We start from the raw sequence: 14,681 nt of genomic DNA on the forward strand, positions 1-14,681 counted from the left end.
ATTATTTATCACCTTGCTCTTTCTTATTCTGATCTGGTTCAGATGTTTCCGGTTTCCTGACCATCACAGCGACGGTCTTTTGGGAAGGAATAAAATACTGCTGGGCCACCTTCATAATATCTTCCTTGGTGACCTTACGGCAGTTAGGCAGCCAGTCTATAATGTAACGCCAGGAGCCGCTGATGATTTCATCAGACCCGAGCGAAGATGCCAGCCCTTCGTTGGAATTAAGCTGCCTCAGAAACGAGGCCTCAAGATTATTTTCGGCCTTTTGCATTTCTTCGTCTGTAACCGGCTCGGTTTTGAGAAGCTCCAGCTCGTCATAAATAGCCTTTTCCAGCTCGGCCAGGTTGGTATCGCTCTTGGGCACGGCATAAACTCCGAAATACCCAGGCGCCCAGCCTTCACCGATACCGGCCACGCGGCCGGCCGAGTTGAAGGCATCGATATCCAGGCACATCTTCTTTTCCAGAACCAATTTCTTATAGAATCTGGATGTCCGACCGCCGGAAAGAATCTGGCTCATTATATCCATAGTGTAATCGGCCTTATCGCCGATAGTCGCGCCTTTGTATCCAATCATCATCTTGGGCTCGGCGTCAAACTCAATGGTCACCCTCCGCTCGCCGAACTGCTGCGGTTCCACGGTTAATATTTGCGGAATCGGTTTGCCGGCCGGAATCGGCTCGAAGTATTTCTTCATCAATCTCAGGACATCTTCAGCCTTGACCGCGCCGACAATCACGGCCACGGCGTTGTTGGGCGCATAATACAGATGAAAATAATCAATCAGGTTCTGTTTGCTTAGCGCGGCGATATCGGAACGCCAGCCGATAATCGGACGCTTCAAAGGAGACGCCTTGTAAAACAAAGAATCAAATTCTTCCCAGAAAATCCCGTCCGGGTCGTCTTCGGAACGGGTGTTGCGTTCTTCCAAAACCGTATTACGCTCCTCGTAAAGTCCGCGAAAAACCGGATTGATGATATGGTCCGATTCCAGCCACATCCACAGCTCCAGTTTATTGGACGGCAAAGAACAGTAATATGTGGTCATATTCTTGTTGGTCGAAGCGTTAAGCCCGGTGGCTCCGTTACGCTTGTAAATCTGGTCGTATTCCTGGGGAATAACAAAATTGCGGTGCAATTCGTACAACCCTTTTAATTCGTCCTCTAACGATTTTATTTCGCCGTCTTCGGCAATGGGGTTGTCAGTCTTCTGGGCGGCTTTGACCTTTTTCAGGTACTCCAACCGCAACATAGCCTTGTCTATCTTGTCCAATATTACTTTCTCTTTCTGGTAATCCGTAGTACCGATGATGTCGGTACCCCGGCCGAGCATATGCTCCAGCAGGTGCGAAATCCCTGTCTGGCCGTCCTGCTCGTTTATCGAACCGACCTTGAAGAACAACCGGCAAGAAACAGTAGGTGAATGGAACCGCTCCAACACCAAGACCTTCATGCCGTTATTAAGGACGTACTCCTTGACATCCAGGTTGGGCATATCAGAAGCCCAAACACCGACCGTTCCCAGATAAACGCAAACCGCGGCCAGAATCGTCAGCAGTGATTTCTTCATAAATTACTTAACCTTTCTTTTTGGCGCCGAAGCGCCATGGAGCCTTTACCCATTCCGGGTCCTTACCCTGAGGACCTGTCAGGGTCCATAGGGTGGCGCCACTTTCGTTTAGCTGTCTGTCCTTTGATGAGACGGAACAATCACGCCGCCCGACATAATTATTCTGACAGCTTCATCTATGGTCATATTCAAATGAACGACCTCTTCCTCCGGCACAAACAGTGTAAACCCCGTAAAAGGCGCCGGCGAAGTAGGCACAAATACCGTTATTATTTTCTTGCCGGTATGCTGGCGCAGGTCCTTTAATCCGTCCGCGGTTACAAATCCGACCGCATACACACCGGGCCGCGGGAATTCCACCGAAACAACCGACTTGAATGAGGTCTTCTTTTCAGGGGAAATAAATGTGTCTATAAACTGCTTGGCATAGGGATAAACCTCCTTGATGACCGGAGAATTATGCATTATCCAGGATTCAACCCCTTTAAATACTCGTTTCCCAAACAACGTCCCGGTGCCGTAGCCGACCAGATAAATAATAATTATGGTTATCGGAAACCCAATTATGGAACTCCATACAGGGATATGAACCTTATCTATAGTTAACGGCGTAAGATTTATGATGGAGATGATTAAGTAACCTATAGGATTAGCAATATTTTTATCGATGAACCTGAAAGCGAACATAAACAGGAAAACAGTTATCAGGGTGGGTAAAAGTATTATCAGGCCGTTGATAAATACATTCCTTTTCTTATTATCCATAATAACTATCCTTTTATCACGCCTAATGGTCTAAAGCGGGCAACCTTCTTACTGATACCGGCTTTATCCACCACATCCACAACCGCATTGACATCCTTGTAAGCCGCCGGCATTTCCTCGGCAATGGCATCGCGGCTTTTAGCCATTACCAGAACACCCATCTGTTCCATCTCCTTAAACAGGTTCTGACCGCGGGTATTCTTAAGCATCTGTGAACGGCTGGCCACCCGTCCGGCCCCGTGGCAGGTGCTGCCGAATGTCTGTTTCATGGCTTCATCCGTACCGACACACAGGAACGAGTTACGTCCCATATCGCCCGGCACCAGAACCGGCTGGCCGATATCCTTATAATCATCAGGCACGGCCGGATGTCCGGGCGGAAAGGCCCTGGTCGCGCCCTTGCGGTGCACGCACACCGTCATCGGCTTGCCGTCTACTGTATGCTCCTCTATCTTGGCGATGTTATGGCAGACATCGTAAATCAGTTCCATCCCCAAATCATTGGGCGACATCGACAGCACACGCATCAACGCCTCTCGCGCCAGATGCATCATCACCTGTCGATTAGCCCAAGCGTAATTTGCCGCGCAGTTCATGGCGGCCAGGTAATCCTGTCCTTCCGGCGAGCTAATCGGCGCGCAGGCGAGCTGGCGGTCGGCGAGTCTTATTCCATATTTCTGCGCAGCCTGCAAGAGTTTTCGCACATAATCATCGCAAACCTGGTATCCCAGACCCCTTGAACCTGAATGTATCATCACGACGACATCGTCTTTGCGCAGGTTGAACGCTTCAGCCAGATGCGGACGGCAGATTTGGTCGACTACGCCGACTTCTATAAAATGGTTGCCCGAGCCCAAAGTTCCGACCTGAGGCAAACCCCTCTTGATGGCCTGTGGCGAAACCTTGTCCGGGTCGGCACCGGGCAGGCAACCGCCGTCTTCTATATGAGCCAGGTCATCCTTTATGCCATAGCCCTGCTTAACCGCCCACTTTGCGCCTTGAAGTAATAACGCTATTTCATCCTGCTCGGTAAGTTTTCTGATAGCTCCCTCTGAACCAACACCGGACGGTATGGCATGATAGAGTGCGGCCATTATCTCCTTTAACCGCGGCTTGACTTCATCAAGAGTTAAGTTGGTGCGCATCAGACGAACGCCGCAGTTAATGTCATATCCCACCCCGCCCGGAGAGATAATGCCGGTCTTGACATCAAACGCCGCCACACCGCCGATGGGGAATCCGTAACCCCAGTGAATATCCGGCATGGCCAGAGAATACTTAACAATCCCCGGCAAACTGGCCACATTTACCACCTGCTCCGGGCTTTTATCATCCCGGACCAGTGACATCAGTTTCTCCGAGGCGTAAATCCGGCCCGGGACAGACATGGATGATTCTGCCGGAATCTCCCAGAGGTAATCAGATATCTTCGTAAACTTCATACATCAAATATAACCTGCGCTTCGTAGCCCCCTTTGATCTTGATAATATGCAAACCATGAAACGTTACGGCCTTAATCTCGGTTTTGATACAGTGGCGCTTGGGGTCATAACGCTCGCCTTTGCCCAGGCCTGATAGCTGAAAACTATTTTTTACCTTTGTAATGCTGTTAATTGAGAAGCCGGATAACAATTCGTTATCCAGAGCCCATTTGGAATGCAGCGCGCTGAGCCAACCCTGGAGCAGTTCATCCAGCTTACTGGCATTAACATTAACCTTTATTATCTTAGCCGGCTTGACTTTCTTGGTATCGGTCATTATGTCAAAGAGCCCAAATGCTGCATTAGTAAACAGAGTTTTCAGGGTCTTTGCCTTAACACTAATACCCATATCCGCCGTGTGCGGGACAAGTTCGTATTTAGCTACCATATAGTATGCGAATTAAACAGATTTATAAATCCGCTATATCAGCTTAATCCGTTTACAAAAATTCTACCATAAAAACCCGGATAAGCAAGTAAAATAAGAACGATGAGATAAAGACAATATCAATGCTCAAAAACACTGAAGTGAATAAGTTCTATGGCTTTATTCTGCCTTAACAAAGATAGGATTGGAAATGAGACGCGCCTGATTGGAATCCATAATATCCAACCGGTAATAAGTCATCTGTCCGGGCTGGAGATTTGAAACGTCCGGCGTGTATTTTATTTCGGCCGGCATGGGCTGGTTATATTCCTGGACCAGCCGTCCGTTGGAGATTATTTTAACCGTAACCATAGTTTTAAACGCAGAACCGTTAGCTGCCGCTGAAGTCCCCTTTGATTTACCCTTCTTATCCTTAGACGAAGGCGACTCCTCTGCCTGCCCGGCTGTCGCCAGCTTGACATAAAGAGTCGGGGCATTTTTAGTGCTAACGCCGATAAGGTCACCGGAATAAGCCACTTTGTTATTGGCCATAATCCAGAAATCCGTCAGCGCCATCGCCGGATTATTATTAGCCTTGGTCACGACATAATCCTTGCCTGTGCGCATGGCTTCAATAACGCCCTGGTACGAATTAGCCTTGAGCAGGAACACGGTCTGAATGCCGTCCAAAACCTTATCACCGATATCATCCAGTTCGCCAATGGCCCAGGCCGGCCGAACGCGCCTGCCGGCGCAGAATTCCATTAGTGTTTTGTCCCAGATGCCACCCGGGATGCCGGTCTTTTGGTAGCCCTCACTCAGGACGGCAAATCCGGTATAATTTACTGTTGCTTCAAGCGCTTCCGAATACGGCAGGGTATGAACCTTAACACCACCCATTTCACGATATTCGTTTGAGTCCGGATGCGCCCAGAAAATCAAGCCGTTATTCTTAATGACATAATTTATCAGGTCCTGATACGGCTCATAGGTCTGGATATTGTCATACTGGCTGAAACGCGATTTGCCGTTGGCCACGGTGGGCAGGTCCTGATAATACTTTGCCTTATCAAGTCCCAACACCAGCAAATGCTTGTGGCGGTTGTTCAGGGTCAGCGTATCCTGGAAATAACTTCCGGTCCAGTAATAATAAGGCGTTACCTCCATGCCGTCTATAACCAAAACGTCCTTGGCGGACTGGTTTGCCTGGTTGATAGCGACCAGATAATTGGCAATGCCAAAGGTCATTACTGACGCACGCTCTTCGGTCTTTTTTATCAGCCACCTGAACGGCCACAGGCCGTATTGGTAGCGCTGGTTATCGTGGTCGGTGATGCAGACCACTCCGATATTACTCTTGCGAGCCAGATCCACATAGTCGTTAACGGTTCGCTTTCCGCCGCTGACGGGCGTCTGCAGGTGAATCACTCCGGCCACCTGCTGATAATCGCTCGGCGGCTTGATGAATTTGGCGGAATTATCCTTTTTGACCGGTGTTTTCTGGGCTGTTTTCTTGGATGATTTTGATGTTGGTTTGGCGGCCGATAAATAAGAACCGGTTGAAACCAAAAGAAGCGTGGCCAGGATGATAATTAAAATGCGCTTCATTGCTGTCCAAATCCGGACTAAACCGTAATTTATACGGCTTCTATCTTGTTAATCTTAACGATCGTGTATTTCTGCCGATGGCCGGTTTTCTTTTTGTAGCCCTCGCGCCGGCGGAACTTCATGGTTACGACCTTGGGGCCTTTTAACTGGCTCGTAATCACGCCAACCACCTTGACGCCGCTGACCAATGGCTTACCAACGCGGATATCGCTATCATTGGCGTACAAAAGAATGTCATTAAAAACTATTTCTTCCCCGTCCTTGGCGTCTATTTTCTGAAGGGTAATTTTGGCGCCTTCCACGACTTTGAATTGTTCACTCCGGTTCCGAACGATAGCGTATTGCATATAAACCTCCAATTTAAATAAGCGGATAATCTGTCGTTAAACAAAACGACTACCCTATACTTTAGTTACGGGCATGTCAATTTATTTGATGTATTTCTTTTCCAGATAGTAATTATACAAATAAGGATATTTATCCTTATTATTAAACACCATCCGGGTAACAGCCGGGAACAGAAACCTGCCCCTGAGCCATCTCTGCCAAAGAAATGTCTTCTTACGACTGATGTCATTGAATAGTTTCACAGCCAATCTATCGGCCTGGGCAAAGGTTTTGTCCTCATCCACTAACCGGAGTTCATCACGCTTTACCGAAACTCCAGCCAGGTAACCGGAATAATATCCGCCGCAAAGCCAGATACCTTGTGCTACGGTTTTAGCTATCTGCCCGGTCCTGTATATATGACCACCCACCGAAATACCTATAGCGTATTTACCGGCCAGCTTGCGCTGGTAATACAACAGGCAATGACTCCGGTCATAAATAGTCTTCATCAGACCGGACATATCAAAGGCATAATTAGGCGTGCCCATTATCAAACCGTCCGCATCAAGGACTTTATTCATTATCTCCTGGTAATCATCCTTGACGATGCACTCGCCGGTCTTCATGCAGTGCTCGCAGGCGGAACAATAGCCCAGCTTCTTATTGCCGGCCCATATGAACTCAGTCTGTGCGCCCAACTCAGCCGCCTTGTCCAGGCACCGCTTGACCAACCGGCTGGTGTTACCGTTGAACCGTCCGCTGGTGGAAATACCAAGAATCTTCATAATATTGGTAATAAAAAAAGCGCCTATACTTGACTAGGCGCTTAATAATAAAAAGTACCCCGAACGGGATTTGAACCCGTGTCGCAGGCTTGAAAAGCCTGTGTCCTAGACCGGACTAGACGATCGGGGCGAAATATAATTACAAAATGAGGGCGGACCGGTTCGAACGGTCGACCTACGGGTTAAAAACCCGGTGCTCTACCGGCTGAGCTACGCCCCCGTTAGAACCTGTTAGCTCCTTGGAGCGTTACAGGTTCTTACGCCCCGATGCATATCGGGGCAACTATCTTCATATTAGTCCAACAAGTGTCCTAATTTCTCCTTTTTGGTCGTAAGATATTTCAAACTCTCGGGCCGGGATTCTATTTTTATCGGCACACGCTCAACTATTTCCAGCCCATAACCGTCCAATGCAATAACCTTTTTAGGATTATTAGTCAAGAGTTTTATCTTTTTTATGCCCAAGTCGACTAATATCTGTGCGCCCACGCCGTAATCCCTGAGGTCGGCCGGGAAACCCAGCTTGATATTAGCCTCGACCGTATCCATCCCCTTGTCCTGCAAGGCGTAAGCCTTGAGCTTGTTTTCCAGCCCGATGCCACGACCTTCCTGGCGCATATAGAGCACCACACCACGGCCGGCCTGGGCTATCATCTTCATCGCCGCAGACAGCTGGTCGCCGCAATCGCACCTTATGGACCCGAAAATATCGCCGGTCAAACACTCCGAATGCACCCGAACCAGCACCGGCTCATCAATAGTTTTTCCTTTATCATTGCCGATGTCACCCAAACAAAGCGCCATGTGCAGGTAATCATCGGTCAGCGAACGGTATAAATGCAGGTTGAACTGTCCGTATTTGGTGGGCAGTTTGGCCGACGTAGTCCGCTCAATCAACCGCTCGTTCATCCGGCGGTATTTGATAATATCGGCAATACTGGCTAACTTAAGCCCGTGTTTTTTACAGAATTCTATAAGCTGAGGCAGCCGGGCCATCGTGCCGTCTTCGTCCATTATCTCGCAGATAACACCGGCCGGTTTCAATCCGGCCAGCCGGGCCAGGTCAACCGAACCTTCGGTCTGCCCCGCTCTGACCAAAACCCCACCATCCTTAGCCCTTAAGGGGAATATATGCCCCGGCCTGACCAACTCCTCCGGTTTGGCATCATCCTTGATAGCCGTCAGAATCGTCCGGGCCCGGTCGTGAGCCGAGATGCCGGTGGTTATGCCGGTCTTGGCGTCGACCGATACGGTAAAGGCCGTGCCGAACTTCGAGGTATTGTCCTGAACCATGGGCGGTATCTCAATCTGGTTGGCTTTGGACTCGGTTACCGTCAGGCATATCAGCCCCCGGCCGAACTTAGCCATAAAGTTAATGGCCTCGGGCGTGACCTTTTCGGCAATCATGGTCAGGTCGCCCTCATTTTCACGATCCTCGTCGTCCACCAGCACAATCATCCGTCCCCGGCGGAGCTCATCAAGTATCTCTGGTATAGTTGCAAATGGCATAGTTTGTTTTTGTAACATATCCGCTCCGGCTTGTCAAGATACTTGGGATGTTATCAACCAAAGCCTGCCTTACATCAGGCATGACGCTATCGCTTGAGCGCCACAAACTGTCAAAGTATTCTTGACAATTTTGGCTGTAAAAATAGGATTATCCGCAATGGTGAATAAAATCATATTGCTGTTTGCCTTTCTGCTCTTGCCCGTATTCGCCGTCATTGCCGAAGAAGACGCTACTTTGGCTGACGCCTATTACAAAAATGCCTGCAAGTTCTACAACGACAATAAACCGGATGACGCCTTAAATATGCTTAATAAAGCACTCCAGTATCAGCCTGAATACCCCCAGGCATTTTACAAAATGGGCGAATGCTACGAGAAACTCAAAAATAACCCGCAGTCATTAAAAAGCTACCGCCTCTGCCGAAAGTGCCTGCTCCAGCAGATGAACATCACCAAAGAAGACGAACAATTGCTCGGACAGGCCGAGAAAAAAATTGAGCAACTTGATATCAACAGCAAACAACTGGGAAAAACCAAGAATAACTACACCTCGGAACTGCTCAAACTGGCTAATTCCTGCATGGCCAAAAAGTATTATAAATTCACCGAGCGGTTAGCCAACCAAATCCTAACCATAGACCCGGATAACAAAGCCGCCCTGGAACTGCTGGAGAAACTCGGCAAGAACGAACAACCATCCAAAGCAGTTACCAAGGCCGACCCCAAAGAAGCCGCCCGCCACAAAGAACAGGCCGACAACCTGTATTACGCCAATAAATACGACCAGGCCCTGTACGAATACGAGCTGGCTATCAAACTTGACCCCAAGAATGCCGAGACCTACAACAACCGGGCTTTGACCTATTACAAAAAAGGCGATTTTGACCGGTCCATCGCCGATTTCAACGAAGCCATCAAGCTCCGCCCGGCCAGCCACCGGGCATATTGCAACCGCGGCCTGGCCTACGGCCGGAAAGGCGACTTGAACAAGGCCATCGCAGATTTCACCCGCGCCATCGAGCTGAACAAAAAGCATGTTGAATCCTACGGCGCCCGAGCCTATGCCTATGCGCAAAAAGGCAACTATGACGCGGCTATCGCCGACGCCCAAATGCTCCTCAAACTATCGCCTACCCATAAATCAGCTCCGGATATGAGACATTACATAGAAGAATGGCGTAACAAAAGGTAGCCCCGGGCTATTCAATGTAAAATTCCCAGGCACACCAAAATTCGTCCGGATGCTTGTCCGGCGGGCAGGCGATGCAACGTGTCTTTATCCGCGGGTCTATCGTTCTGGCAAAAACCGTGTATTCCATCAAACCGACCGGCTTGCAAGGAAAATCAGGCAGGCCCTGGCGCTTGCGGGCTTCCTGAACCCGGCAGGCATTCATCCGGAAAACGCACCGCTTGTCGGTCATCTCGATTATCTCCTGCTGGTTGATGTAAGCGTATAAGCGGTATTGAAAAGCCTTGGCCAGCGCCGGAATCCCGCCGCCCGGCCTGATGTTGAACCGCTTCATGATTCTATCTGCTTCTACGGCCGAGAATCTTTCCCAAGCCGCGATATCCAGCTTGATGGCCGCGTCCATGCCATATTCCGCCTCAGCCGCCCGGAACCACAACCCGTCGTGGGCCAGCCAGTTCTTGGCCGCGTCTTTGAGCAACTCTATCAATTGCTCGCGCGATAAATCTTTTAACTGGTTCATATATTTATAATCCGATTACTTTATCTCCATAACTAATTTCTTAAACAAATCACCCCGTTCGGCGAAGTTGCGAAACATATCGAAACTGGCGCAGGCCGGCGAAAGCAGGACTATCTCACCCGGTTTGGCTGACTTGCGCCCGATATTAACCGCATCCTTGAGGTCTTTCACCCTGACAATCTCCGGCAGTTTCGACCTGCCCTGCACCGCTTTAACATCACGAGCTATCTGCCCGGCCGTGGCGCCCAGCAGTATCAGCGTCTTGACCCGGCGCCGGACTATCTCCTTGGCCATATCTTTGAACGGCAGTTTTTTGTCATACCCACCGGCAATAAGATGTATGCTCCCCGGCATGGCCTTCAAAGCCCCGATGACCGAAACCGGATTGGTCGCGATGGAATCGTTGTAATATTTTACGCCATTTTTCTCCGCCACGAACTCCAACCGATGCTCCACGCCGGCAAAGGTTCTGATAACCTGCCTAAGAAATTCCGGCTTGATACCGAACACCCCGGCCACGGCCAGCGCGGCAACGATGTTGGCCTGGTTGAACTGGCCCATCAGCTTCATCTCTGACACACGCGCCACCTGACAGATTTTATCGCCCTGCCTGATGCAAAAATAACCGCCCTTTACAAATGTATATGAGTCCTTGTGGATTTTCAGGCCAAAGTAAAGCGGCGCGCCCTTGGTCTTCCAGGTCCTGACCCGGTCATCTTCGCGGTTGAGCACCGCATAGGAAAACGGCGGCTGGCCGTTAAGTATGTTCTGCTTGGCGCCGATGTATTCGGCCATATCCTTGTGCCGGTCCAGATGGTTTGGCTGGATATTGGTCATCACGCTGACCAGCAGGTTAGGTAATGTATGCTTCAGATAGAGCAATTGAAAACTGGATATCTCCAAGACCACCAAATCATCGGGCTTTATTTCGCTGATATGCTCCAGCAGTGAAATCTTACCGACGTTGCCGCCCAGCCAAACCTTTCGCCTCATGCCAACAAGGAATTCGGCAATCAGCGTGGCGGTGGTGGTTTTTCCGTTGGTGCCGGTAACGCCGACAATCTGGCAGGGACAAAGTTTGAAAAATACGCCCAGTTCGATATCCAGCGGGACATTATGCTTTTTGGCCAGCTTCAGGAAAGGCGAGCTCTCCGGCACGGCCGGGTTGACCACGACCATATCAGCCCTGATAAAATCCTCATTGCGGTGCCGGTCCAGAACATACTTTATATTCTTGATTCCCTTTAAGGCTGCAAGCGATTCCTTAAGTTCGGCCGGCTTTCTTAAATCCGTCACGGTCACCCGGGCGCCGTTAGCGGCCAGGAACCTGGTCACGCCCAGCCCGCCGCCGAAAAGGCCCAGCCCCATTACGGTCACGCGTTTGCCTTTGAACCAATCAGCAGTCCAAGTCATGATAATTGCTTATTTCTTTTCTTCGGACAGGTGTTGCTCAAGGTGTTCCTTGACTAACTCGGCGCGCTTGAGGACCTTCTTCAAGTCCGGCTTCTTGGCTTTCTCCAGTATCAGGAACGCCTCGTACTCATCATTAAATGGATATGGCACAACAAGCAGCAGGAAGTCAATCGGGAATATGTGGATTAACCCCGGCTTGACCGGCAGGAGTGTCTTAAGCGTCTGGTAGCCGTCCTTTTCCAGAGTCAGCTGGTAAGAACCGTAGTAGGTGAACGGGAAAGTCATCGGCGTCAAGCCCTTTTCCTGGTTATCGATGACGACCTTGGCGCCGGGCGGCTCGGAGCGGATGGTAATATTGCGCTCGGCGCAGCTCATCAGTCCGGCCACAACCAGCAACCCACAGATAACAAATATCTTCATTCGCATCTTTTTAATATCTTCTCCGCCCTCTTGTCTTCCGGCTCCAACTTACGGGCTTCAAGGACGGATTCCCTGGCTTTTGGTTTATCGTCGGATTCTAAATAAAGTTCGGCCATATTGCAATAAAAATCAGCTATTACCAGGTTGCGGTCCGGCGTAGGCGCCAGTTTATCAGCCAGGCTCAACGCCGCGCCGTATTCGGCCAGCGCCTTAGGCGACTGCTTCACGGCCGCGTAGGCCTGGGCCAGGTAATAATGCAACTGGATATTCTCCGGCTCCAGATATATCGTCTCCTCCAGCAACGGAACCAACTTGGCCCACTGCTTATCGGCGTAGTATATCCGGTATAGTCTCTGTCGCGAATCAAAGTCCAGCTGGTTAAGCCCGACATATTCCTCCAGCTCGGCCACCTGCTTATCCTTCTGCCCGGTCTCGCCGTATAACCGGATAAGATAATAATACGGGTTATCCATCGGCTTGATATAGTGCGGGAATATCTTCTTGGCCCGGTTGAATTCGGCTATTGCCTCCGGGACTTTGTCCTGATTATAAAACTCCTGCGCCTTTTTATAACTCTCCTCAAACGCCTTGAGGTCGTTGGCCTTGATGACGTTGTCCTCCAGGTATTTAAAAAACTCCGTGTCGAACTCAGCGATGTCCTTGCCTAACGCCTCCTTGAAAGCCTGGTCGGCGTTCCGGCCCTGGCCGAACGATTTCAGCATACCGGCAATCTTGTCCATCCCGTATGTCTTGTGGATGTATTCGATAATCAGCGAGCTAAGCAGATAGGTATGCAGGATGTCCACCTTACGGGTCTTGTTGAACTGCGTCAGGCGCTCCAGCTTGCCGGCGCGATAGGCCTCGATGATTTCCAGCTCCGGCTCCCTGCCCCAGACCGGGTTAGTCATCTTCTCGGCGTAGACCGAACAGCCCTCGGTGAACCAGCGCGGCACCCGGAACTTGCTGGACTGGAGCGTGATGATGTGCATAAACTCGTGAGCCGTGATGGCGCCCCAATGGAACCGGTGCGCCAGCTGTTCCTGAACTCCGGGCGACAGCACCAGGAACGTCCGGGCGAAACAGACGCCCAACGCCCCGAAGCCCGGAACTCCCAACGTCCGGACCGAAAAATCGTTGTGGTCGGCCAGCACCTCCACGGACAACGGCGTGGTTGGCTCGAATTTATACGCCTTGGTAAACTTGTCGTAGCAATCCTCTAACAACCGCGCCACATACGGCGCCAGTAAATCCTTTTCATCCTTGTGCATCTTGATGTTGAAATGGGTGGTGGTGATGCTCAGGTATTCCTTATCCAAACCTTCCAAAACCTTAAGGGTATTGAACACGGTCAGGTTGAACGGGTCGCGCTGGAACGACTCCTGCAACAGCTTCCGGCCCTGGACCTCGCCGTCCGCGCCCAGCCTCAGCCAGTTCAACCCCAACTGCACTGACGCCTCCCAGCAATGCGGGTCCAACTCTATCGCCTTCTGGTAAAACGGCTGAGCATCGGTATAAAGTATCCGCTTCAGGCAACAATCGCCCAAGGCCAGGTAAAACATAGCCGGACGTTTATTAACGGCCAGGACATCGCCGCATTCCTTGCGGAACAAATCCATCTGGCTATTCAGGTAATAAGCCCCGGCCCGGATGCCCCGGTAATAGGCCGAGTTCGGATTGAGCGCCAGCGCCTGTTCGATGGATTTCAAGGCGTCGTCGTTATTCTCGGTCATCAACTGGATTACGGCCAGCAATGCCAGCGCGTCCGGGTAATTGGGATTGGAACTGAGAATCTGCATAAGCTGGGGCCGGGCGGCCAGCGGGTCTCGGTAAGACGCCGCCTTGGCCATTCCCAACAGCGCCGGTTCAAGTTTAGGGTCTATTTTAAGCGCGTCCTGGAAACAGGCCACCGCCTCGCTGATGTCGCCCTTCTCCAGATAGCACTCCCCCCAGAATACATACAGCTCGGGATTAGTCTTATCAAGCTGTTCTATCCGGGTCAGGTATTCCTCGACCACCTTATGGGCCAGCTCCTTATCCCCGGTGCGATTGGCCAACAGCCACGCACCCTTGCTGAAATCCAGCATCTCGACAGCGTTGAAAGCGGTTATCCGCGCCGTCGCCGATACCGGCCAAAAGAACTCCAGCGATTTCTCCGCCTCGTCGTATAGCCCGGTCTCAAGGTAGGTCCGGCTCAGGCCCAAACGGGCCCGGACGTCGTCCGGCCGTTGCCTGATGATTTCCTGGTAAGCAGACAGCGCCTCGGAATATCTGCCGCGGTCCAAAAATGCATCTGCTTCGATCGGCTCCGCGCCCCAGGCCGCGCCCAGCGCCAGGCACTGGCAAACGATAATAGCAACCAGAATTCTCTTAGACATAGCCGTAACTTATAATATCCAAATCGTCCTGTCAAATTAATTCCGTCAGGGCCTAATTTACCACGAAGACAGAGCTACCGCCTCCCGTGGGACAAAGAATTAACAGGTGCCACGAATAAACACTAATGAACACTAATAAAAAAATCTGTGAAATCCGTGGCCAAAAACTTGACACAATCTCTTATAAATGTAAATAGTTAAGGCAGAAAGTTAAACAGTCATTTGAAGCAAGTATGATAAAAAGATATAAACAGTCTTTTCTTGATTTTACAGAGCGTAGCCTCCCAAATATTCCCGAGGGATTTATAATTCATAATTCATCAGTAGTCGCCCCCCCCCCCC

General features: G+C 50.5%; 13 protein-coding genes and 2 tRNA genes. 1 reads left to right on the top strand and 14 read right to left on the bottom strand.

The features are described from left to right. Position 1: 1 nt before the first annotated feature. The 10 genes from WC980_07760 to WC980_07805 form a co-directional block, all read right to left on the bottom strand. Positions 2 to 1,576 (bottom strand): pitrilysin family protein, encoded by a 1,575-nt coding sequence (locus WC980_07760; GenBank protein MFA5794941.1) that lies wholly within the window; start codon positions 1,574 to 1,576, stop codon positions 2 to 4. A 108-nt stretch (positions 1,577 to 1,684) separates the two neighbouring features. After that, positions 1,685 to 2,341 carry a DUF502 domain-containing protein gene (locus tag WC980_07765; GenBank protein ID MFA5794942.1) on the bottom strand — a complete coding sequence of 219 codons (657 nt, stop codon included), beginning with the start codon at positions 2,339 to 2,341 and terminating at the stop codon, positions 1,685 to 1,687. A 5-nt stretch (positions 2,342 to 2,346) separates the two neighbouring features. Then, on the bottom strand, positions 2,347 to 3,783 hold the full coding sequence (locus WC980_07770; GenBank protein ID MFA5794943.1) for an RtcB family protein: 1,437 nt from the start codon (positions 3,781 to 3,783) through the stop codon (positions 2,347 to 2,349). After that, a complete protein-coding gene (locus WC980_07775) occupies positions 3,780 to 4,211 on the bottom strand; it encodes an archease (protein MFA5794944.1) in 432 nt (143 codons plus the stop codon). The genes WC980_07770 and WC980_07775 overlap by 4 nt, the downstream gene beginning before the upstream one ends. Positions 4,212 to 4,370: 159 nt before the next feature. Next, the gene (locus WC980_07780) at positions 4,371 to 5,798 is read right to left on the bottom strand and encodes a hypothetical protein (GenBank protein ID MFA5794945.1); all 1,428 of its coding nucleotides are present in this window, start codon (positions 5,796 to 5,798) and stop codon (positions 4,371 to 4,373) included. A 29-nt stretch (positions 5,799 to 5,827) separates the two neighbouring features. After that, positions 5,828 to 6,145, bottom strand: a complete 318-nt coding sequence (rplU, locus tag WC980_07785) for a 50S ribosomal protein L21 (GenBank protein MFA5794946.1) — start codon at positions 6,143 to 6,145, stop codon at positions 5,828 to 5,830. 81 nt (positions 6,146 to 6,226) lie between these two features. Further along, entirely contained in the window at positions 6,227 to 6,913 is a 687-nt protein-coding gene (locus WC980_07790) for a flavodoxin family protein (protein MFA5794947.1), read from the bottom strand. A gap of 55 nt (positions 6,914 to 6,968) precedes the next feature. Beyond that, positions 6,969 to 7,043, bottom strand: a tRNA-Glu gene (locus WC980_07795). 17 nt (positions 7,044 to 7,060) lie between these two features. Further along, positions 7,061 to 7,133 (bottom strand) — tRNA-Lys (locus WC980_07800). Positions 7,134 to 7,207: 74 nt separating this feature from the next. Then, complete coding sequence (locus tag WC980_07805; protein ID MFA5794948.1) at positions 7,208 to 8,422, bottom strand: bifunctional 3,4-dihydroxy-2-butanone-4-phosphate synthase/GTP cyclohydrolase II; 1,215 nt, start codon at positions 8,420 to 8,422, stop codon at positions 7,208 to 7,210. A gap of 157 nt (positions 8,423 to 8,579) precedes the next feature. Between WC980_07805 and WC980_07810 the strand changes: the two genes are divergently transcribed. Further along, positions 8,580 to 9,614: a tetratricopeptide repeat protein gene (locus WC980_07810; protein ID MFA5794949.1), complete on the top strand. Its 1,035-nt coding sequence runs from the start codon at positions 8,580 to 8,582 to the stop codon at positions 9,612 to 9,614. 7 nt (positions 9,615 to 9,621) lie between these two features. On the opposite strand, the gene WC980_07815 is transcribed toward WC980_07810, so the two are convergent. Genes WC980_07815 through WC980_07830 form a run of 4 tightly spaced genes read right to left on the bottom strand, consistent with a single transcriptional unit; the run spans position 9,622 to position 14,339 of the window. Beyond that, on the bottom strand, positions 9,622 to 10,131 hold the full coding sequence (locus tag WC980_07815) for a DUF6125 family protein (protein MFA5794950.1): 510 nt from the start codon (positions 10,129 to 10,131) through the stop codon (positions 9,622 to 9,624). A gap of 15 nt (positions 10,132 to 10,146) precedes the next feature. Next, the gene (murD, locus tag WC980_07820) at positions 10,147 to 11,544 is read right to left on the bottom strand and encodes a UDP-N-acetylmuramoyl-L-alanine--D-glutamate ligase (protein ID MFA5794951.1); all 1,398 of its coding nucleotides are present in this window, start codon (positions 11,542 to 11,544) and stop codon (positions 10,147 to 10,149) included. A 9-nt stretch (positions 11,545 to 11,553) separates the two neighbouring features. After that, positions 11,554 to 11,964: a PEGA domain-containing protein gene (locus WC980_07825; protein MFA5794952.1), complete on the bottom strand. Its 411-nt coding sequence runs from the start codon at positions 11,962 to 11,964 to the stop codon at positions 11,554 to 11,556. After that, on the bottom strand, positions 11,961 to 14,339 hold the full coding sequence (locus WC980_07830) for a tetratricopeptide repeat protein (protein MFA5794953.1): 2,379 nt from the start codon (positions 14,337 to 14,339) through the stop codon (positions 11,961 to 11,963). Before WC980_07830 ends, WC980_07825 begins: the two co-directional genes overlap by 4 nt. Between the last annotated feature and the right edge of the window lie 342 nt (positions 14,340 to 14,681).

It is taken from the genome of Candidatus Brocadiia bacterium (assembly GCA_041658285.1).
In the GTDB taxonomy this organism is placed as follows: domain Bacteria; phylum Planctomycetota; class MHYJ01; order JACQXL01; family JACQXL01; genus JBBAAP01.